Source organism: Stenotrophomonas sp. Steno-Z4, from assembly GCF_056393145.1.
Map to the genome: position 1 here is coordinate 299,345 of NZ_JBWJPC010000005.1, position 20,966 is coordinate 320,310.

The following is a 20,966-nucleotide window of genomic DNA, read 5'->3' on the forward strand; positions in this document are numbered from 1 at the left end:
GCGCCGCCCGTTGGGCGGCCCTCATAGTCATCGATCGAAACCGCAGTCTTCCAGCCGGAAGGCGTCGCGCAACCAGTCCAGGCGGGGTGGGTCGCCGCTGGCATCAATCACGTCGAAACGGCAGGGTCCCTGCGCCAGCGTGGGATGCGACTGCAGGAACAGCTGTGCGGCCAACACCAGTCTGCGGCGTTTGCGCAGGTCCACCGAGGCCGCGCCACCCCCAAAATCGGCGGTGGCGCGATAGCGCACTTCCACGAACACGGTGGTGTCGCCATCGCGCATCACCAGGTCCAGCTCACCGCCCTTGTAGCGGACGTTGCGCGCAACCGGAGCAAGCCCGGCGCGCCGCAGGTGCGCCAGCGCGGCGGTTTCCACCGCCGCCCCGCGCTGCGCCCGCTGGGTGGGCATGGCCTTAGTTGTTGCCCACCGGCATCGGCCGGCCGCCGCTGAAGGTCGACCACGCCGGCACCCGCAGGACGTTGCCATTGCTGTCCAGGAACAGCGTCCCGGTCGCGCCGGCCAGGCCGCCTTCGGTCGCGACCTTGTCCAGGTAGGCGCTGATCTTCCAGGCGTCGAAACCGAATGCGAACAGGCGACCGGCCGCGCCGCGCGCGGTCGGCAGGATCTGCCCGGCGGTCGCGGCTGGGGGCAGGCCGGCCACGCCGCGCACGTTCCAGGCTTCGTTCGGGTAGACGATGCCGTCCAGCGCCATGTCTTCTTCCGGCTTGCCGGTGCCCAGGGTCAGCTGCGAGGTGCCCACGCGGGTGGCGCCGCCCACACCGGCCAGCGCCAGTTGCGGGGCCAGCGCGCGCGCCTGCGGTGCCTTCACCGCCAGCAGCACGCCGTCCACCGCGCCGGCGGCACGCAGCTGCGCGCCGATGTCGCCCACGGTGTCGCTCACACCCACCGTGGCCAGCACCTGGCCGCCGCGCTGGGTGAAGCGCTCGCGGAAGGCGGCGGCGGTACGGCGGCCGTTGTCGTCATTGCTGTGGAGCACCAGCACCTTGCTGCGTTCGCGGCTGCGCAGGTACTCGGCGGCGATGATGCCGTCGTCTTCCGGTGCCAGCGAAAAACCGGCGCTGCCGGCCGGCGGACTGCTCTTGCCGCGGTTCAGTGCCAGCACCGGCACCGGCAGTTCGGTACGGCCGAACACGGCGTCCACTTCATCGCGGCCCAGCGGCCCGACGATGAAGTCCACGCCGGCAACGACGGCCTTGTCATACGCGGCCACGGCGCCGGCCGGGGTACCGGCGGTATCGATGAACTGGATATCCGGGCGCTGCCGGCTTTCACCGTAGTAGCCGCTGAGCAGGCCATCGCGCACGGGCTGGGCGGCGGTGGCCAGGCGGCCGCTGAGCGGCAGCAGCACGGCCATCTTCACCGGCGGGCGGTAGCCATCGCTCATCGCCGGCGGACGCTTGCTGGTGTCGAACTGGGCCACGCCATCACGGTCGAACGGGCGCGGCAGCGGCAGCCCACGTGCGATCAGGGCGCGGCCGGCGAAGTTGTACAGCGGCTCGTTGGCCGGCAGCGCGGCCGCGCGGGCACGCAGGGTGGCATCGTCCAGCGTGCCGAGCAGGCCGGCAATGGCCTGCTGGTTGTCGGTGCGTGCCTGGCCGGTCAGCGCGGCGTGCGCACGGGCGCGCTCGGTGGCCGCACCCATTGCATCGCCGGTGGCCTGCAGCGCGTTGGCGCGCGCCAGCTGCCAGCGCGTGCGCAGCGGCGCGGAGACGGTGTCGGAGGATTCGTTCAGGAAGGCCAGTGCCTGGGCCGGCTGCTTGTCGGCCAGGGCCAACTCGGCGCTGGTCAGCTGGAAGCGCTGCAGGCTGGCGCCGCTGAGCTGGCGCGCGGTGACCTGGGCCAGCAGGCTGCGCGCGCGGGCGTTGTCGCCGGCCTCGCGCCAGGCAAAGGCCGCATCGGCCAGCGCGGCGCCGCGGGCGTTGCCGCGCAGGGTGTTGGCCAGCGCTTCCAGCTGTACGGCGGCGTCACGCGGCTTGCCCTGGTCGATCAGCGCCAGGGCCTGGCTCTGCGCCGGCGATTCCGGGGCGCTGGTCAGGCTGGTCGTGGCGCAGCCGGCAAGCAGCAGCAGCGACAACGACAGGGCGGAGATGCGTGCGGCGGGCTTGTTCATCATCAGGTCCATTCGAGGGTGGCTCGTACACGTTAGGATTCTACCCTTGACCTGTGAGTGCCGTTGCGATGAGTGCTGTCCCCACGCTGTATGTCGTTGCCACCCCGATCGGCAACCTGTCCGACCTGACGCCGCGGGCGCAGGAGGTGCTGCGTTCGGTGGCCGCGATCTGCGCCGAGGACACCCGCCGCAGCGGCCAATTGCTGGCCCACTTCGGCATCCAGCAGCCGCTGGTGGCGCTGCACGACCACAATGAAGAGGTGCTGGCCCAGCGCATCGTGGCGCGGCTGCAGGCGGGCGAATCGCTGGCGCTGGTCAGTGATGCCGGCACGCCGCTGGTCAGCGACCCCGGCTACCGGCTGGTCCGTGCCGCGCGCGAAGCCGGCATCCGGGTCAGCCCGGTTCCCGGCGCCTGTGCGGCCATTGCCGCGCTCAGCGTGGCCGGGCTGCCCAGCGACCGCTTCACCTTCGAAGGCTTCCTGCCGGCCAAGGGGTCCGGCCGCCGCGAACGCCTGCAGGCGCTGGCAGGGGAAACCCGCACGCTGGTGTTCTACGAATCCTCACACCGCATCGCGGAGTCGCTCGCAGACATGGTGGCCGCATTCGGCCCAACACGGCCCGCAGTGCTGGCGCGCGAACTGACCAAGCTGTTCGAGACTGTGCTCGACGGCGACCTGGCCAGCCTGCTGCAGCAGGTCGAAGCCGACGACAACCAGCGCAAAGGCGAATTCGTGGTGATGGTGCAGGGTGCGGCCAACGATGAAGAAGCCCAGCTCGCGCAGGGCCGCCGCCTGTACGCCAAGCTCAGCGAACACCTGCCACCCTCAACAGCCGCCAAACTCGCCGCCGAACTCACCGGCGCCCCGCGAAAAGCCCTCTACGGCAGCTGAGCTGGTAGACTGCGCACGGCAGAGTCGGCTAGACAGTCGCGTCATTCCTTCGGGAATGCCGAGGAAAGTCCGGGCTCCGCAGGGCAAGGTGCCAGGTAACGCCTGGGCGGCGCGAGCCGACGGAAAGTGCAACAGAAAGATACCGCCTACGTTCCCTTCGGGGAGCCGGTAAGGGTGAAATGGTGCGGTAAGAGCGCACCGCGAGTCTGGCAACAGACCGGCACGGCAAACCCCACCTGGAGCAAGACCAAATAGGGTCCTCATGGCGCGGCCCGCGTCGGGACCGGGTAGGTTGCTTGAGCGCCACGGTGACGTGGCGCCTAGAAGAATGACTGTCCACGACAAAACCCGGCTTATCGGCCGGCTCTGCCGCTTTTTCCGCCGACGGCGAAGAAGCCCCCTCAGCTAAGGGGGCTCCTCGTTCGTCAGGCTTGCGGGCCCATTCGATACTGGGCCGCCGAGATGAACTGGCTGAACGCTTCGCACCACACCACCACGGTGGTGTAGTCGTCGATGTCCACGTGGTCGGGCACGTCCAACAGGAAGCGGTTGAAGGTCTTTACGTCACCGATCAGCGTGGCGTCCTGCTTGATCCGCAGGAAATCGCCGCGGGTGTCGACGTATTCGCGCGACAGGTACACCTTGTAATCCGGGCCGGGGCCCATGCGGCCATCGAAGGCGATCTGGCTGTGGCTCACGCTGACCTTGCCGTCGGCCCAATGCACCGCGTCACTGCCCTTGAGGTCGCGGCGGAAGCGGGCTTCATGGGTGCTGTTGGCCATCGCCTCGGCAACGCTGGACGCGCTGGGCCCATCCGGTGCGGTAAGGATGGGCAACAGGTATACCCCGCTGCCGAAGCCCGCTGCCAGGGTCAGCACATGGGTGGCCAGGAAAACGGTAATTCGTCGATTCATCAAGGGTCTCGGCTGGAGGGCGCCAACTGCGCCGGTACCAGACAAGAGCGACGAGCGGGCGGGAACGATCCGGACCGCCCCCGCTTCATTCACCCTGCAGCGGGGCTGGGCAACGGCCCGGGCGGGCCGACCGTGAGCGCGGTCTCGCCCACGCACGCGCCCGACGGGTCGAAACGACGCTCGCGGATGAAGCCCTGGCCCTGTGCATCCAGTGCGATCACGGTGCTGGCCCGGGTGCCGTACTCCGGGCTGCGGATGAAGGCGGCCGACAGCCAGCGCTCCCGCTCCAGGCCAATGCCGGTGTCGGGCAGTCGGGCGTCGTCGGCGCGGTTCTCGTCGGCCAGTGCCGCCCACAGCGGCGCCAGGTCCTCGCGGCCGGCGTCCACCCAGTCCTGCAGGGCGGCATTCAAGGCCAGGGTCTTGGGCCATGGCGCGTCCAGCGGGCCGTTGGACATGCCGTGGATACCTGGGGCCAGGGTCTGCCGCAGCAGCGGGTGGTTGCCCAGGAACTGGCAGCTGTCCCGATCGGCCAGCAGCAGGTTGAACGGGGCAAAGGCCGGGGCGTTGCCGGCCAGCGCGTCGGCAAAGGCGGCCGCAGACCCGGTGCCGCGCAGGTAGTCGGCCACCAGTGCACCGCGTGACGGGCCGGTCTGCCGGGCCAGCGGGTCGCGCACGTTGGTCACCACCGCCAGCCGGCCATCCAGGCCGACGCCGGCCCAGGTGCCACCCGAACGCAGGTCGCGCCCGGCCAGCACGCCCAGGTCCGGTGCGGGCCACGCCGCCAACCCGGCGGTGGGGCGTGCATGGAATTCATCGCGGTTGCCGGCCATCAGCAACTGCCAGCGGGGGTGGACCTTCCAGGCCAAGGCAAGCAGACACATGCCCGGCATTGTGCCGGTTTTGCGCAGCAACGGGTCGCTTGGGGCATGGGGGCGGATGAATGCGCGGGGATGTTTCACGCCACCTCCACACCCCTGAACTTCGCCCCAATCTCAAAAAATGAGACGAAACAGCAACTTGTGGATAAGCCTTGAACAAGTCTCTAAACATTGCTGCAAGCCCTTGATGTCCAAGGTGATTTCCCCTTCGCAAAACTGTTGACAACCCAATCGGCACTGCTAAGGTGGGCAACAGAGGGGAAACCGGGTTTTTTGTGGTTTTTCGTGGTTCAATGTTTCATCCAGGCGAAGGAAAGGTGTACGCGTCGTGTTTCAGGGCGAGACGGCCATCACGGTTGACGATAAAGGACGCATGGCGGTCCCCACCGCGCATCGCGACCTCGTCGCGCGTGTGAGCAACAACCGCCTGGTCCTGACCTACAACCCCTTCGAGTCCGGCTGCCTCTGGCTGTATGCCGAGCAGGAGTGGGAACGGGTCCGCGACGACGTCATGGCCAAGCCCAACACACAGCGCGTCGTGCGCCTGCTGCAACAGAAGCTGGTCGGTTCGGCCGCGCATCTGGAGCTGGATGGCAACGGTCGCATCAGTATCCCGGCAAGCCACCGCAACGCTGTTGGCATTGAAAAGAAGGCGGTGTTGCTCGGCATGGGCGACAAATTCGAATTGTGGAGCGAGCAGGCTCATCGCGCACTGATCCAGCAGACGTTGTCTGACGAGGATCTGGGCGATGGGTTGCTCGACCTGAAGTTGTGACCCGGGGTGCCCGGGTGCGCGGAGGCGCGCAGGCCGGTCACCTTCCGGTGTCGCAGTCGCCGGCGGGCCATCTGCCGGTGCTGTACACGCAGGTCCTGGACGGCCTGAGGGTGATCGAAAACGGAACGTATCTCGATGGCACGTTTGGTCGTGGCGGTCACGCCCGCGGCGTGCTCGAGCAACTCGGTCCTGGAGGCCGGCTGCTGGTCATGGACAAGGATCCGGAGGCAATCGCGGTAGCCGAGCGTGATTTCGCGCCGGACCCGCGCGTCTCGATCTTCCGTGGCAGTTTCGCCGACCTGCTGCACTGGAACGCAACCGCCGACGGCCTGGACGGGGTGCTGTTCGACCTCGGCGTGTCCTCGCCGCAGCTGGACGTGGCCGAGCGCGGTTTCAGCTTCGGCAAGGACGGCCCGCTGGACATGCGCATGGACCCGGACAGCGGCGAAAGCGCGGCGCAGTGGCTCAACCGTGTCGAAGAGCGCGAGCTGATGGATGTGCTGTGGACCTATGGCGAAGAACGCCAGGGGCGCCGCATCGCCCGCGCGATCATCGCCCGCCGCGACAAGCAGCCGTTCACCCGCACCGCCGAGCTGGCTGAACTGATCGCTTCGGTGATGCCGCGTGGCAAAGACAAGATCCACCCGGCCACGCGCAGCTTCCAGGCCATCCGCATCCACATCAATCGCGAACTGGCCGATCTTGAAGCCGGCCTGGACGCGGCGATGGCGCGCCTCAAGCCGGGTGGCCGGCTGGCGGTGATCAGCTTCCATTCGCTGGAAGACCGCATCGTCAAGCAGTTCATGAACCGCCACGCCAAGGCCCCGCCGACCAATCGCCGGTTGCCCGAGCTGGCAGCGTTCGTGCCGACGCTGGACCTGATCGGCGGCGCCATCAAGGCCGAGGACGACGAGCTGGCGGTCAACCCGCGCTCGCGCAGCGCCGTGCTGCGCGTGGCCGAAAAGCGCGGGGTGGTGTGATGAGCCGCCTGCTGCTGGTCGTGCTGCTGGCCTGCACCATCGCCTCGGCGATCGGGGTGGTGTTCATGCGCCACCGCCACCGGCAGACCTTCGTGGAGCTGTCGCGCGTGGAGCGCGCCCGCGACGAACTGAACATTGAATTCGGCCGCCTGCAGCTGGAACAGGCCACCCTGGCCGAAGCCACCCGGGTTGACCGCGTGGCCCGCGAGCGGCTGGGCATGAAGTTCCCCGAAGCGGCCGATGTCGTGGTGGTACGGCCATGAACAAGACCGGCCGCAACCGCACCCGCAACGCCTTCAACCTGCGCCAGCGCCTGAAGTGGGTCGGCCTGGCGCTGGGCCTGTGCTCGGTGTCGCTGGTCGGCCGCGCCGCCTACGTGCAGATCATCAACAGCGATTTCTACCAGCGCCAGGGCGAAGCCCGCTACCTGCGCGAGCTGCCCATCAACACCTCGCGCGGCATGATCACCGACCGCAACGGCGAACCGGTGGCGGTGTCCACCCCGGTCGCCTCGATCTGGGTCAACCCGCAGGAGCTGATGCGCTCGCCCGACCGCATTCCGGAACTGGCCACCGCGCTGGGCATGCCGCTGGACGAGCTGACCTCGAAGCTGAGCCAGAAGGCGGACAAGGAATTCATGTACCTGCGCCGCCGGATCAATCCCGACGACGCCGAGAAGGTGGTTGCCCTGAAGATCCCGGGCGTGGCCTCGCAGCGCGAGTTCCGCCGCTTCTACCCGCAGGGTGAGGCGATGGCGCACGTGCTCGGCTTCACCAACATCGACGACCGCGGCCAGGAAGGGCTGGAGCTGGCCTTCGACGAATGGCTGCGCGGCAAGGCCGGGGCCAAGCGGGTGATCCGCAACCGCAAGGGCGAGACCGTCGAAAGCGACCTGCTGCGCGCCGCCGAACCGGGCAAGGACCTGACCCTGAGCATCGACCGTCGCATCCAGTTCCTGGCGTTCAAGGAACTGCGCAACGCGCTGATCGAGAACAAGGCCGCGGGCGGTTCGATGGTGATCATGGACGTGGCCACCGGCGAAGTGCTGGCCATGGTCAACCTGCCGACCTACAACCCCAATGCGGTGGGCGGCGCGGCGCCGGACACCCGCCGCAACCGCGCCGTGACCGACCTGGTCGAGCCGGGTTCGACCATGAAGCCGCTGACCATCGCCTCGGCGCTGCAGTCCGGCGTGGTCACCAAGGACACCACGGTCGACACCAACCCGGGCTACATGGCGATCGGCCGCTACACCATCAAGGACGTGCCGCGGAACAACGGCGTGCTCAACGTCACCGGCGTGATCACCCGCAGCTCGAACATCGGCGCGGCCAAGATCGCGGCCAAGATGCCCGACCAGGTGTTCTACGACCACGTCCACAGCTTCGGCTATGGCAGCGCTCCGCACAGCGGTTTCCCCGGCGAATCGGCGGGCGTGCTGCCGCGCCCGGCGCGCTGGAGCGGTTCGTCCAAGACCACCATGTCCTACGGCTATGGCCTGAATGTCACCCCGCTGCAGATCGCCACGGCGTACTCGGCGCTGGGCAATGGCGGCAAGCTGATCGCGCCGACCTTCGTCAAGGGCCAGCGCAACGAAGGCAAGCAGATCATCGACGAGAACATCGCCAAAGAGGTCGTGGCGATGATGGAAACGGTGGTCACCCAGGGCGGCGCCAAGCAGGCGGCGGTGCTGGGTTACCACGTGGCCGGCAAGACCGGTACCGCACGCAAGGCCGGCCCGGGCGGCTACGAGCGTGGCCACTACAACGCGCTGTTCGCCGGCGTGGTGCCGGCCAGCAACCCGCGCTTTGCCACGGTGATCGTCATCAACGACCCGCAGGCCGGCAAGTACTACGGCGGCCTGGTGTCCGCCCCGGTGTTCCACAACGTCATGGAAGGCGCGCTGCGCCTGATGGACGTGCCGCCGGACGACATCGATTCCTGGCTGGCGGCCCAGCAGTCCGGAAAGATGGGCCACGCCGCCTCCTCGCTGCCGACCCCGCCGCCGGCCGAGGCGGTCGTTGCCCCGGACGCCGCCGCCGAATTCGATGCCGCGCTGCCCAGCGCGCACGCCACGTTGCCGCCCGCGCAGGGAGGCACGCAATGAGCCAGATGATGTTGCTTTCGCAGTTGCTTCCCGATGTGGTGCTGAGCCACGACCCGTCCATCACCGGCCTGGTGCTGGACAGCCGCGCGGTACGCCCCGGCAATGCCTTTGTCGCGATTGCCGGCTTCGGGGCGCACGGGCTGGGCTTTGTCGACCAGGCCCGCGCCGCCGGTGCGGCCGCGATCCTGTTCGAACCGCCGGCCCCGGCGGAGCTGCCGGCACCGGCCGATGCCATTGCCGTGCCGGGCCTGCGCACGCGCATGGGCGCCATGGCCGACCAGTTCCATGGCCAGCCCTCGCGCGCGATGACCATGGTCGGCGTGACCGGCACCAACGGAAAAACCTCCACCGTGCAGCTGCTGGCCCAGGCCTGGCACCTGCTCGGCACCGCCAGTGGCAGCATCGGTACGCTGGGCGTGGGCCTGTACGGCGATGTGGTGCCGACCGGCTTCACCACGCCGCTGGTGCTGCAGATGCACGAAGTGCTGGCGCAGCTGCGTGACCAGGGCGCCAGGGCGGTGGCCATGGAAGTGAGCTCGCATGCGCTCGACCAGGGCCGCGTGGATGCCGTGCACTACGACGTGGCGGTGTTCACCAACCTCACCCGCGACCATCTCGATTACCACGGCGACATGGCCCAGTACGGCGCGGCCAAGGCCAAGCTGTTCCACCGCGCCGGCCTGAAGGCCGCGGTGGTGAACCTGGATGACAGCTTCGGCAGCGAACTGCTGCGCACGGTCGATGCCGGCGTCGCCCGGATCGGGGTCAGCTCGCGCGGTGCGCAGCAGGCCACTTTGCGCGCCGACTCGCTCAAGCTCGATGGCCGTGGCATTGCCTTCGATCTGGTGGTCGACGGTGCACGTCACCCGGTGCAGTCGCCGCTGCTGGGCCGCTTCAACGTGGACAACCTGCTGGCCGTGGCCGGCGTGCTGCACGCGCTGGGCCATGCCCCCGAGGCGATCGCCGCGCTGGTGTCGCAGCTGCAGCCGATCGCCGGGCGCATGAACCGCCTCGGCGGCGAACGCGGCCTGCCGACCGTGGTGGTCGATTACGCGCATACCCCCGATGCATTGGAGCAGGCCCTGCAGAGCCTGCAGGGCCACCTGCAGGGCAGGCTGTTCTGCGTGTTCGGCTGCGGCGGCGAACGCGACGCGGGCAAGCGCCCGCAGATGGCGGCCATCGCCGAACGCCTGGCCCAGAAGGTGATCGTCACCGACGACAATCCGCGCGGCGAGGATGGCGACGCCATCGTGGCCGACATCCTGGCTGGTTTCACTGCCCCCGACGCGGTCACCGTGCAGCGCAACCGCGCGCGCGCGATCGGCCTGGCGGTGAAGCTGGCCGGCCCTGGCGACATCGTGCTGCTGGCCGGCAAGGGCCATGAGCCCTATCAGGAAGTGCGCGGAGTCAAGCACGACTTCGACGACACCCTGGTGGCCGCTGCCGCGCTCAGCGCCAAGGAGGCCATCCTGTGAAGCGCACGCCGCTCTCGCTGATCGCCCATTGGGCCGGGGGTGACATCCATGGCGATGACACCGCCATCGACGCCATCAGCAACGACACCCGCACGCTGGCGCCGGGCAGCCTGTACGTGGCACTGCGTGGCGAGCGCTTCGACGGCCATGATTTCGCTGCCGACGCGGTGGCCCGTGGCGCCAGCGCGATGCTGGTCGAGCGCCTGCTCGACGTGGCCGTGCCGCAGATCGTGGTCGGCGACAGCGAGCATGCGCTTGGCCGGATCGCGGCTGGGATGCAGCGCGACCGCGCCGCACGCGTGTTCGCCATCACCGGCAGCAACGGCAAGACCAGCGTCAAGAGCCTGCTGCTGGCGATCCTGCAGCAGGTCGCGCGCGAGCAGCGCGCGGTGGTGTACGCCAACCCGGGCAACCGCAACAACGAGATCGGCCTGCCGCTGGCGGTGATCGATGCGCCGGAAGATGCCGATTACGCCATCTACGAGATGGGCGCCGGCAAGCCGGGTGACATCGCCTACCTCACCGACATCGCGCGCCCGCAGTACGCACTGGTCAACAACATCGCCCCGGCCCACCTGGAGCGGATGGGCAGCCTGCAGGGCGTGGCCAGCACCAAGGGCGCCATCTACGCTGCACTGCCGGCCGATGGCGTGGCGGTGATCAATGCCGATGACGCCTTCGGCATCTGGTTTGAACAGCACATCGTCGGCCAGCCGCCGCGCAGCCGCGTGCTGCGTTATGGCCTGGACCACAGCGCCGACGTGACCGCCCAGCAGATCCGCGCGACCGCCGACGGCAGCCGGTTCCTGCTCGTCAGTCCGGCCGGCAGCGTGGATATCGCCTTGGCGCTGCCGGGCCGCCACAACGTCAGCAACGCCCTGGCCGCCGCATCGCTGGCGCTGGCGGCGGGCATCGGCCTGGATTCGATTGCCGCCGGCCTGGCCCGTGCCGAACCGGTACCGGGCCGCCAGATCGCGTACCGGCTGCCCAATGGCGCCGTGCTGATCGATGACAGCTACAACGCCAACCCCGGTTCGCTGGCCGCTGCCATCGATGCGCTGGCCGCGTCGAAGGACGAGGCCTGGCTGGTGCTGGGCGACATGCGCGAACTCGGCCCGGATGGCGAGGCACTGCATGCGCAGGCCGGGCGCCGTGCCCGCGATGCCGGCCTGAAGCGGCTGTACACGCTGGGCACGCTGAGCGCGGCGGCATCGCAGGCGTTCGGCGACGGTGGCCGTCATTTCCAGAGCCACGACGCGCTGGCTGCCGCGCTGGCCGACGAACTGCATGCTGGCGTGCGCTGCCTGGTCAAGGGCTCGCGCGGCAGCGCCATGGACAAGATTGTAAAAGCGCTGCTGGCGCGAGGAGAGGAAACCCCCCATGTTGCTTGAACTGGCCCGATGGTTGCAGCAGTTGGAGAGCCTGTTCGGGCTGTTCGGCTACCTGACTCTGCGAGGCATCCTGGCCGCGCTTACCGCGCTGTTCCTGTCGCTGTGGCTGGGCCCGGCGATGATCCGCAAGCTGGCCCAGTTCAAGGGTGGCCAGCCGATCCGTACCGACGGCCCGCAGACCCACTTCTCCAAGGCCGGCACGCCGACCATGGGCGGTTCGCTGATCCTGCTCACCATCACCCTGTCGGTGCTGCTGTGGGCCGACCTGCGCAACCGCTACGTGTGGGTGGTGCTGGCGGTGATGCTGTGCTTCGGCGCCATCGGCTGGTACGACGACTGGATCAAGATCGTGCGCCGCGACCCGAACGGCCTGAAGTCGCGCTGGAAGTACCTGCTGCAGTCGATCTTCGGCCTGGCCGCCGGCCTGTTCCTGTTCTACACCGCCGACGTGCCGGCCGCGCTGACCTTCTACATCCCGATGTTCAAGTCGGTGGCGTTGCCGCTGGCGGGCATCAGCTTCGTGGCCATCGCCTACTTCTGGATCGTCGGCTTCTCCAACGCGGTCAACCTGACCGACGGCCTGGATGGGTTGGCGATCATGCCGACGGTGCTGGTGGCCTGCGCGCTGGGCGTGTTCGCCTATGCCTCGGGCAACGTGGTGTTCTCCAACTACCTGCAGATCCCGCAGATCCCCGGGGCGGGCGAACTGGTGATCATCTGCGCGGCGATCGCCGGCGCGGGCCTGGGCTTCCTGTGGTTCAACACCTACCCGGCCATGGTGTTCATGGGCGACATCGGCGCGCTGGCGCTGGGCGCGGTGCTGGGCACCATCGCGGTGATCACCCGCCAGGAACTGGTGCTGGTGATCATGGGCGGCGTGTTCGTGATTGAAACGCTGTCGGTGATGATCCAGGTCGCCTCGTTCAAGCTGACCGGCAAGCGCGTGTTCCGCATGGCGCCGATCCACCACCACTTCGAGCTCAAGGGCTGGCCGGAGCCGCGCGTGATCGTGCGCTTCTGGATCATATCGGTGGTGCTGGTGCTGATCGGCCTGGCCACGTTGAAGGTCCGCTGATGAACGACCTGTCGCGCCAGGCAACCCGCCTTGAAGCCATCGGAGGCCACTTCGACAAGTGGCTGCTGGGCGCGATCATCACGCTCACCGGGCTGGGCGTGGTGATGGTCGCGTCGAGCTCGATCGCCCTGATGAGCAGCCCGTTCTACTACCTCAACCGCCATCTGATCTTCCTGGCGGTGGGCATCGTGCTGGCCGGGCTGGCCATGCGCACCGAGCTCAAGAGCATCGAGCAGTACAACCAGATGCTGCTGCTGGGCTGCTTCGCGCTGCTGGTGGTGGTGTTCATTCCCGGCCTGGGCAGCAGCGTCAACGGCGCCCGGCGCTGGATCAACCTGGGTTTCTCCAAGTTCCAGACCGTCGAAGCAGTGAAGGTGCTCTACATCGTGTGGCTGTCCAGCTACCTGGTGCGCTTCCGCGACGAAGTCAACGCGACCTGGCCGGCGATGCTCAAGCCGCTGGGCGTGGCCGGCGCGCTGGTGGTGCTGCTGCTGCTTCAGCCCGACTTCGGTTCCTCCACCCTGCTGCTGGCGATCACCGCCGGCATGCTGGTGCTGGGCGGGGTGAACCTGCCGCGCATGTCGATGCCGATCGTGTTCGGCCTGGTGGCGATGAGCGCGCTGGCGATCATCGAACCGTACCGCATGCGCCGCATCACCTCGTTCTGGGACCCGTGGGCCGACCAGCAGGGCGACGGCTACCAGTTGTCCAACGCGCTGATGGCGGTGGGCCGTGGCGAGTGGACCGGCGTGGGCCTGGGCAATTCGGTGCAGAAGCTGTACTACCTGCCCGAAGCACACACCGACTTCATCTTCTCGGTCACCGCCGAAGAACTGGGGTTCGTCGGCACCTGCCTGATCGTGGCGCTGTACGCGCTGCTGGCCGGCCGCGCGTTCTGGATCGGCATGCGCTGCGTGGAAATGAAGCGGCACTTCTCCGGCTACATCGCCTTCGGCATCGGCCTGTGGGTGAGCATGCAGAGTTTCGTCTCGATCGGCGTGAACCTGGGCATCCTGCCGACCAAGGGCCTGACCCTGCCACTGATTTCGTCTGGCGGTTCGAGCATCCTGATGACCTGCGTGGCGATGGGCCTGCTGCTGCGCGTGTCCTACGAACTGGACCGTGCCGAGCGCCGCCAGGCCGTGCGCATGGGCGCGGCAGAACTGGATGATGCCGCGCCCGTCGATGCGCCGGCCCGTGCCAGCGCCGTGGCCGCTGCCATGCAGGAAAGCAGCGCACGTGCCTCCGCGCAGCGCGACAGCGCCCCGCGTGGGACCAGCCGCATGCAGCAGCGGATCGAGCCGACCCTGGGGAGGATGGGATGAACGCCCAGCATTCCCCGCGTCCGGTGATGATCATGGCCGGCGGTACCGGTGGCCACATCTTCCCCGGCCTGGCCGTGGCCAAGGTGCTGCGCGAACGCGGCATTCCCGTGACCTGGCTGGGCAGCATCGGCGGCATGGAAACGCGCCTGGTGCCGCAGCACGACATTCATATCGACACGCTGGCGATCAGCGGCCTGCGTGGCAAGGGCAAGCTGGCGCTGCTGACCGCGCCTGGCCGCCTGCTGCGCGCCGTGCGCTCGGCCGGCTTCCTGATCCGCGACCGCCAGCCGCGCGCGGTGATCGCCTTCGGCGGCTTCGCCTCCGGTCCCGGGGGGCTGGCCGCACGCCTGCACGGCCTGCCGTTGCTGGTGCACGAACAGAACCGCGCGCCGGGCCTGACCAACCGCGTGCTGTCGCGCTTCGCACGCCGCGTGCTGACCGGGTTCCCGGGCAGCTTCGCCCAGCGTGAAGAAGCGGTCGGTAACCCGGTGCGGGCCGAGATTGCCGCCATTGCCGGACCCGAACAGCGCCTGGCCGGTCGCGAAGGCCCGCTGCGGGTGCTGGTGCTCGGTGGAAGCCAGGGTGCGCGTGCCCTCAACAACGCCGTGCCCCAGGCACTCGCCGCACTGGCCGGTCGCATCGCGGTCGACGTGCGCCACCAGAGCGGTGAGAAGCTGCACGCCGAAGCGCTGCAGGCGTACCAGGATGCCGGTGTCACTGCGCGCGTCGAGCCGTTCATCGCCGACATGGCCGAAGCGTTCGCCTGGGCCGACCTGGTGGTCTGCCGCTCCGGCGCGTCCACCCTGGCCGAGCTGTGCGCGGTCGGCGTGGGCAGCGTGCTGGTGCCGTTCGCGGCGGCCGTCGACGATCACCAGACCCGCAACGCGGAGTACCTGGTCGAACGTGGTGCGGCCGTGTTGCTGAAGCAGGACGAAACGCTGGCCACGCGCCTGCAGGACGTACTGCGCGATCTGTCCGAAAATTCCGCCCGCCGCATGCAGATGGCAACCGCCGCGCGTGCCCTGGCCAAGGTCGATGCCGCCGAGCGCATCGCCGACATCATTCTCGAGGAATCCAAATGAACACCGTTACGCGAGGCCGCGCATGATCCGCCGCCTGCACGACACCAATGACCTGGTGCGCGCCTTCCCGCGCGTGCACTTCGTCGGCATCGGTGGCACCGGCATGAGCGGCATCGCCGAAGTGATGCTGACGCTGGGGTATGAGGTGTCCGGTTCGGACAATGCCGACAACGCCGCCACCCGTCGCCTGGCAGGGCTGGGCGCGCGCGTGATGCGCGGCCATTCGGCCGCCAATGTGCTGGGCACCGACTGCGTGGTGGTGTCCAGCGCGATCCGCGAGGACAACCCCGAACTGATGGAAGCGCGCAGCCAGCGCATTCCGATCATGCCGCGCGCGGCCATGCTGGCCGAGCTGATGCGCTTCCGCCGCGGCATTGCCGTGGCCGGCACGCACGGAAAGACGACCACCACCAGCCTGACCGCGGCGGTGCTGAGCGAAGGCGGGCTGGACCCGACGTTCGTGATCGGTGGCCAGCTGCTGGCCGCCGGTGCCAACGCCAAGCTCGGCAGTGGCCAGTGGCTGGTGGCCGAAGCCGACGAAAGCGATGGCAGCTTCCTGCGCCTGAATCCGCTGGTGTCGGTGATCACCAACATTGATGCGGACCACCTGGAAAACTACGGCAACGACTTCTCCCGCGTGCAGGCCGCCTTTGCCGAATTCCTGCAGCGCCTGCCGTTCTATGGGCTGGCGGTGCTGTGCATCGACGACCCGGAAGTGGCCGCGCTGGCCGCGCAGACCCCGCGCCATGTCATGAGCTACGGCATGAGCAGCAATGCGGACGTGCGCGCCGAAGACGTGGTCCAGGATGGGCCGCGCATGCGCTTCACCCTGCGTCTGCCCGAAGGCAGCAGCTACCCGGTGACCCTGGCGCTGCCGGGCGCGCACAACGTGCTCAACGCGCTGGCCGCCGCTGCGGTGGGCTGGCAGCTGGGCGTGGCCCCGGATGCGATCGCCCGCGCGCTGGAAAGCTTCGCCGGCATCGGTCGCCGCTTCAACGACCTGGGCATCGTCACCACCCGCACCGGTGCCAAGGTGCGCGTGATTGACGACTACGGCCATCACCCACGTGAGCTGGCTGCGGTGTTCGCCGCCGCGCGTGGCGGCTGGCCGTCGCAGCGCCTGGTGGTGGCGTTCCAGCCGCACCGCTACAGCCGTACCCGTGACCAGTTCGACGCGTTCGCCGCGGTGCTGTCCGAAGTGGACGCCCTGGTGCTGAGCGAGGTCTACCCGGCCGGCGAAGCGCCGATTCCCGGTGCCGATTCGCGCTCGCTGGCCCGCGCCATCCGCGCGCGCGGCCGCAGCGAACCGGTCGTGGTCGGCCAGGCGGCCGAACTGCAGCACGTGCTGCCTGACGTGCTGCAGGACGGTGACCTGCTGCTGATGATGGGCGCGGGCGACATCGGCCACGTTGCCCACCTGGTCGCCACCGAAGGCTTCAACGAGGCACCCGCCGCATGAGCACGCTGACCTTCCCGCCGCTGCGCACCACCGACCCGGCCGTGTTCGGCCGCGTTGCCGTGCTGCTGGGCGGCACCTCCAGCGAACGCGAAGTGTCGCTGGATTCCGGCCGCAACGTGATCGAGGCGCTGCGCGCGCGCGGTGTCAACGCCACCGCGGTGGACGGCATTCCGGCCCTGGCCCTGGCGCTGGTGGAAAAGCGCTTCGACCGCGTGTTCAACATCCTGCACGGCCACAACGGCGGCGGTGAGGACGGCATCGTGCAGGGGCTGATGGAAGCCTTCGGCGTGCCGTACACCGGTTCGGACGTGCTCGGTTCGGCGCTGGGCATGGACAAGATCCGCACCAAGCAGGTGTGGCTGTCGCTGGGCCTGCCGACCCCGCAGTACCGGAAGGTGGACAGCACCAATGTCCACGCCCTGGCAGCCGAACTCGGCCTGCCGGTGGTGGTCAAGCCGGCCAACGAAGGCTCCAGCGTCGGCATCAGCCGGGTCACCGACGAGGCTGGCCTGGATGAGGCGGTCGCCCTGGCGGCCCGCTACGACGGCCAGCTGCTGATGGAGCAGATGGTGGTCGGCGACGAACTCACCGTGGGCATCCTCGGCGACCAGGCGCTGCCGTCGATCCGCATCGTGCCCAAGGGCCAGTGGTACGACTACAACGCCAAGTACATCGCGGAAGACACCCAGTACCTGTGCCCGGGCCTGGAAGGCGACGACGAAGCGGAGATCCGCCGGATCGCGCTGGCTGCGTTCCGCGCCGCCGGCTGCCGTGGCTGGGGTCGCGTTGACGTGATGCGCGACCGCAACAGCGGCGCGTTCTACCTGCTCGAAGTGAATACCGCGCCGGGCATGACCAGCCATTCGCTGGTGCCCAAGGCGGCTGGCCAGGCCGGCATCGGGTTTGAAGAGCTGGTCTGGCGCGTGCTGGAACAGACGTTGCCGCAAGGCTTCGGCACCTCGGAGGCCGCCTACGCATGAACGCGGTGCTGCGCATCTTCGTCTGGTTGCTGGCCCTGTCGCTGGTAGCGCTGCCCGTGGTGGCGGTGCTCAACGGCTGGGTCGGTGCCGAACGCTGGCCGTTGGCCAAGCTGCGCGTGCACGGTGAATTCAAGCGGGTGCCCGCCGAGCAGCTGCAGCAGGTGGTGCTGCCGTATGCGAAGTCCGGCTTCTTCGCGGTAAAGCTGCAGGACGCGCAGGACGCCATCGAAAAGCTGCCATGGGTGGAAAGCGCGCAGGTGCGCAAGCAGTGGCCCGACGTGCTGGAAATCACCCTGGTCGAGCACAAGCCCTTCGCGCGCTGGGGCAAGGACCGGCTGCTGTCCGAGCAGGGCAAGCTGTTCGCCACCCCGCAGAAGCTGCAGGACCTGGCATTGCCGGACCTGGATGGCCCGGACACGCAGACCGAAGAAGTGGTGGCGCTGTACAACGACGCCCGCGCGCTGTTCGCGCCGGCCGGGGTGGATGTCACCCGGGTCAGCATGGATGCGCGCGGCAGCTGGTCGCTGCTGCTGAGCAACGGCACCGAAGTGGTGGTCGGCCGCGATGACGCGCGCTCGCGCCTGCAGCGCTTCGTGCGCGTGCTGCCGCAGCTGGCCAACCAGCAGGCGCCGATCGAACGCGCCGACCTCCGTTATACCAATGGTTTCACGCTGAGCTGGGGTACTCCCCCGGCCCCGGCCGCGCCGGCCAATGTGGCGCAACGCACGCAGGACAGGACATGAATCGCAAGGGTGACAAATCGCTGATCGTCGGGCTCGATATCGGCACCTCCAAGGTGGTGGCGCTGGTTGGCGAGTACTCGCCGGGCAATCCCATCGAGGTGATCGGCATCGGTTCGCATGAGTCGCGCGGCCTCAAGCGCGGCGTGGTGGTGGACATCGAATCGACCGTGCAGTCGATCCAGCGCGCGGTCGAAGAGGCCGAGCTGATGGCCGGCTGCGAGATCCGCTCGGTGTACGCCTCCATCTCCGGCAACCATGTGCAGTGCAAGAACTCGCCGGGGATCGTGCCGATCCGCGACGGTGAAGTGACCTGGGGCGACCTGGACCGCGTGCTCGACGCGGCCAAGGCCGTGGCGATCCCGGCCGACCAGAAGATCCTGCACGCGATTCCGCGCGAATACGTGCTGGACGATTCTCAGGAAGGCATCCGCAACCCGGTCGGCATGACCGGCGTGCGCCTGGAGGTGCATGCGCACCTGGTGGTATGCGCGCAGTCGGCCGCGGCCAACATCAGCAAGTGCGTGCAGCGCTGCGGCCTGCAGGTGGATGACCTGGTCCTGTCCTCGCTGGCCTCCAGCGTGGCCGTGCTGACCGCCGACGAGCGCGAACTGGGCGTGGTGCTGGTCGACATGGGCGCCGGCACCACCGACCTGGCCGTGTTCGTGCAGGGCGCGATCTGCCACACCGCCTCGCTGCCGATCGCCGGCGACCACGTCACCAACGACATCGCGCACATGCTGCGCACGCCGACCCCGGAAGCCGAGCAGATCAAGGTGCGCTACGCGTGCGCGCTGGCCCAGCTGGCCACCGCCGAGGAAAGCATCCAGGTGCCCAGCGTGGGCGACCGTCCGCCGCGCCGCATGCCGCGCCATGCGCTGGCGCAGGCCGTGCAGGGCCGTTACGAGGAAATCTTCGAGATGGTGCAGGCCGAACTGCGCCGTTCCGGCTTCGAGGAACTGGTGCGCGCCGGCATGGTGCTCACCGGCGGTGCCTCGAAGATGGAAGGCGTGGTCGAACTGGCCGAGGAAATGCTGCAGATGCCGGTGCGCGTAGGCATTCCGCAGCACGTCACGGGGCTGGGCGAAGTGGTCGGCAACCCGGTGCACGCCACCGGCGTGGGCCTGCTGCTGATGGGCAGCCAGATCGAACACCCGCGCCGCCCGTCGCTGCCCACCGGGCGCGCAGGCAGCATGTTCAACAAATTGAAAACCTGGTTCCGCGGCGAGTTCTGACGCGGCACCTCAACGCGGCGACGCGTGTTTCAAACCGGCCCCCGCCGGCGCAACAGAAAAGCAACACACAACCCACACAGCCGCAACGGCAACATGCAGCGCGAAGGCAGGACGCCAACACGCCCATGCCAACCACAAGCGGATACAACGAGGACACGGACATGGCGCATTTCGAACTGATTGAGAAGATGGCACCCAATGCGGTGATCAAGGTGATCGGCGTGGGCGGCGGCGGCGGCAACGCCGTGGCGCACATGGTCAGCACCAGCGTGGACGGCGTGGAATTCATCACCGCCAACACCGATTCGCAGGCCATCAAGAATTGCGGTGCCAAGCTGCAGCTGCAGCTGGGTACCAACGTCACCAAGGGCCTGGGCGCAGGCGCGAATCCGGAAGTAGGCCGTCAGGCCGCGCTGGAAGACCGCGAGCGCATCATGGACGCCCTGCAGGGTGCGGACATGGTGTTCATCACCGCCGGCATGGGCGGTGGCACCGGCACCGGCGCTGCACCGGTGGTGGCACAGCTGGCCAAGGAGATGGGCATCCTGACCGTCGCCGTGGTCACCAAGCCGTTCCCGTTCGAAGGCCGCCGCCGCATGCAGGTCGCGTTGAAGGGCATCGAGGAACTGAGCCAGCACTGCGACTCGCTGATCACCATTCCGAACGAAAAGCTGATCACCGTGCTGGGCCGCAACGCCACCATGATCCAGGCCTTCCGTGCCGCCAACGACGTCCTCCAGGGCGCCGTGCAGGGCATCGCCGACCTGATCGTGCGCCCGGGCCTGATCAACGTCGACTTCGCCGACGTGCGCACCGTCATGTCCGAAATGGGCCTGGCGATGATGGGCACCGGCACCGCCCGTGGCGATGACCGCGCCCAGGCCGCCGCCGAAGCCGCCATCCAGAACCCGCTGCTGGACGATGTGAACCTGGCCGGTGCCAACGGCATCCTGGTCAACATCACCGCCGGCGCCGACTTCACCATGGCCGAGTTCGACGAGATCGGCCGTACCATCGATGGCTTCGCCTCCGAAGACGCCACCGTGGTGGTCGGTACCGTGCTGGATCCGGACATGCAGGACGAAGTCCGCGTGACCGTGGTTGCGACCGGCCTGAACCGTGCCGTGGCCGCCAAGTCCCAGCGTCCGGGCGAGCGCGCGCCGATCAAGCTGGTCCGCAACGCCACCACCGGCCAGCCGGAGTTCGGCGATTTCGACAACGGCGGCGATGCCGTGTCCAAGGCCGTCGGCGGCATGGGCCTGGGCCTGCGCCGTCCGAGCGCCGACACCGTGGCCCCGTCCGCACCGTCGGCCTCGGGTCCGGCCGCGGCTGAGCTGCCCAACGATTACCTGGACATCCCGGCGTTCCTGCGCCGCCAGGCGGACTGAGGAACGCAGCCGGGGTCTTGTCCTCCCCGGTAAGCGCCTCCATGTCCCTTGCTGCCGGGCCAGGATAGGCCCGGCAGTCTGCCGCCCCCGGTTCAGAAAGGAGCGGTGGTAGTGCGTGTTATTCTTGTTTGTCACTGTCGC

19 protein-coding genes and 1 other RNA gene are annotated in these 20,966 nt (G+C 68.5%); 16 read left to right on the forward strand and 4 right to left on the reverse strand.

Going from position 1 to position 20,966, the window contains the following annotated elements; all coding sequences use genetic code 11:
- Positions 1–27 precede the first annotated feature (27 nt).
- Complete coding sequence (locus tag AC06E7_RS13860; protein ID WP_478065095.1) at positions 28–408, reverse strand: YraN family protein; 381 nt, start codon at positions 406–408, stop codon at positions 28–30.
- 4 nt (positions 409–412) lie between these two features.
- Complete coding sequence (locus tag AC06E7_RS13865) at positions 413–2,131, reverse strand: penicillin-binding protein activator (protein ID WP_478065096.1); 1,719 nt, start codon at positions 2,129–2,131, stop codon at positions 413–415.
- A 68-nt stretch (positions 2,132–2,199) separates the two neighbouring features.
- On the opposite strand from AC06E7_RS13865, the gene rsmI reads away from it, so the two are divergent.
- Complete coding sequence (gene rsmI / locus AC06E7_RS13870) at positions 2,200–3,021, forward strand: 16S rRNA (cytidine(1402)-2'-O)-methyltransferase (protein WP_093536101.1); 822 nt, start codon at positions 2,200–2,202, stop codon at positions 3,019–3,021.
- A gap of 20 nt (positions 3,022–3,041) precedes the next feature.
- An RNA gene (gene rnpB / locus AC06E7_RS13875) (RNase P RNA component class A) lies at positions 3,042–3,393 on the forward strand.
- Between the two features lie 53 nt (positions 3,394–3,446).
- Here the strand turns inward: rnpB and AC06E7_RS13880 are convergent.
- Both AC06E7_RS13880 and AC06E7_RS13885 read right to left on the reverse strand, forming a co-directional pair.
- Complete coding sequence (locus AC06E7_RS13880; protein WP_184124729.1) at positions 3,447–3,935, reverse strand: DM13 domain-containing protein; 489 nt, start codon at positions 3,933–3,935, stop codon at positions 3,447–3,449.
- A gap of 89 nt (positions 3,936–4,024) precedes the next feature.
- Positions 4,025–4,816: an NRDE family protein gene (locus AC06E7_RS13885; RefSeq protein ID WP_478065097.1), complete on the reverse strand. Its 792-nt coding sequence runs from the start codon at positions 4,814–4,816 to the stop codon at positions 4,025–4,027.
- Between the two features lie 325 nt (positions 4,817–5,141).
- Between AC06E7_RS13885 and mraZ the strand changes: the two genes are divergently transcribed.
- The 14 genes from mraZ (at position 5,142) to ftsZ (ending at position 20,825) form a co-directional block, all read left to right on the forward strand.
- Positions 5,142–5,588, forward strand: coding sequence for a division/cell wall cluster transcriptional repressor MraZ (gene mraZ, locus AC06E7_RS13890; RefSeq protein ID WP_093536097.1), 447 nt, complete (start codon positions 5,142–5,144; stop codon positions 5,586–5,588).
- Positions 5,589–5,602: 14 nt separating this feature from the next.
- Positions 5,603–6,568 (forward strand): 16S rRNA (cytosine(1402)-N(4))-methyltransferase RsmH, encoded by a 966-nt coding sequence (rsmH, locus tag AC06E7_RS13895; RefSeq protein ID WP_184125439.1) that lies wholly within the window; start codon positions 5,603–5,605, stop codon positions 6,566–6,568.
- Complete coding sequence (gene ftsL, locus AC06E7_RS13900; RefSeq protein ID WP_068849221.1) at positions 6,568–6,831, forward strand: cell division protein FtsL; 264 nt, start codon at positions 6,568–6,570, stop codon at positions 6,829–6,831. Before rsmH ends, ftsL begins: the two co-directional genes overlap by 1 nt.
- Positions 6,828–8,675 carry a peptidoglycan D,D-transpeptidase FtsI family protein gene (locus AC06E7_RS13905; protein ID WP_068849223.1) on the forward strand — a complete coding sequence of 616 codons (1,848 nt, stop codon included), beginning with the start codon at positions 6,828–6,830 and terminating at the stop codon, positions 8,673–8,675. The genes ftsL and AC06E7_RS13905 overlap by 4 nt, the downstream gene beginning before the upstream one ends.
- A complete protein-coding gene (locus AC06E7_RS13910) occupies positions 8,672–10,150 on the forward strand; it encodes a UDP-N-acetylmuramoyl-L-alanyl-D-glutamate--2,6-diaminopimelate ligase (RefSeq protein ID WP_478065098.1) in 1,479 nt (492 codons plus the stop codon). The genes AC06E7_RS13905 and AC06E7_RS13910 overlap by 4 nt, the downstream gene beginning before the upstream one ends.
- Complete coding sequence (locus tag AC06E7_RS13915; RefSeq protein ID WP_478065099.1) at positions 10,147–11,541, forward strand: UDP-N-acetylmuramoyl-tripeptide--D-alanyl-D-alanine ligase; 1,395 nt, start codon at positions 10,147–10,149, stop codon at positions 11,539–11,541. The genes AC06E7_RS13910 and AC06E7_RS13915 overlap by 4 nt, the downstream gene beginning before the upstream one ends.
- On the forward strand, positions 11,531–12,616 hold the full coding sequence (gene mraY / locus AC06E7_RS13920; RefSeq protein ID WP_068849228.1) for a phospho-N-acetylmuramoyl-pentapeptide-transferase: 1,086 nt from the start codon (positions 11,531–11,533) through the stop codon (positions 12,614–12,616). Before AC06E7_RS13915 ends, mraY begins: the two co-directional genes overlap by 11 nt.
- Entirely contained in the window at positions 12,616–13,941 is a 1,326-nt protein-coding gene (gene ftsW, locus AC06E7_RS13925) for a putative lipid II flippase FtsW (RefSeq protein WP_478065100.1), read from the forward strand. The genes mraY and ftsW overlap by 1 nt, the downstream gene beginning before the upstream one ends.
- Positions 13,938–15,023, forward strand: coding sequence for an undecaprenyldiphospho-muramoylpentapeptide beta-N-acetylglucosaminyltransferase (murG, locus tag AC06E7_RS13930; protein WP_210132014.1), 1,086 nt, complete (start codon positions 13,938–13,940; stop codon positions 15,021–15,023). The genes ftsW and murG overlap by 4 nt, the downstream gene beginning before the upstream one ends.
- Positions 15,024–15,045: 22 nt before the next feature.
- Complete coding sequence (gene murC / locus AC06E7_RS13935; protein WP_426805605.1) at positions 15,046–16,482, forward strand: UDP-N-acetylmuramate--L-alanine ligase; 1,437 nt, start codon at positions 15,046–15,048, stop codon at positions 16,480–16,482.
- Positions 16,479–17,462, forward strand: a complete 984-nt coding sequence (locus tag AC06E7_RS13940; protein WP_210132012.1) for a D-alanine--D-alanine ligase — start codon at positions 16,479–16,481, stop codon at positions 17,460–17,462. Before murC ends, AC06E7_RS13940 begins: the two co-directional genes overlap by 4 nt.
- The gene (locus AC06E7_RS13945; protein ID WP_478065101.1) at positions 17,459–18,205 is read left to right on the forward strand and encodes a cell division protein FtsQ/DivIB; all 747 of its coding nucleotides are present in this window, start codon (positions 17,459–17,461) and stop codon (positions 18,203–18,205) included. Before AC06E7_RS13940 ends, AC06E7_RS13945 begins: the two co-directional genes overlap by 4 nt.
- Positions 18,202–19,437: a cell division protein FtsA gene (ftsA, locus tag AC06E7_RS13950; RefSeq protein ID WP_068849240.1), complete on the forward strand. Its 1,236-nt coding sequence runs from the start codon at positions 18,202–18,204 to the stop codon at positions 19,435–19,437. The genes AC06E7_RS13945 and ftsA overlap by 4 nt, the downstream gene beginning before the upstream one ends.
- A 161-nt stretch (positions 19,438–19,598) precedes the next feature.
- Complete coding sequence (gene ftsZ / locus AC06E7_RS13955) at positions 19,599–20,825, forward strand: cell division protein FtsZ (protein ID WP_068849242.1); 1,227 nt, start codon at positions 19,599–19,601, stop codon at positions 20,823–20,825.
- The last annotated feature ends 141 nt before the right edge of the window (positions 20,826–20,966 follow it).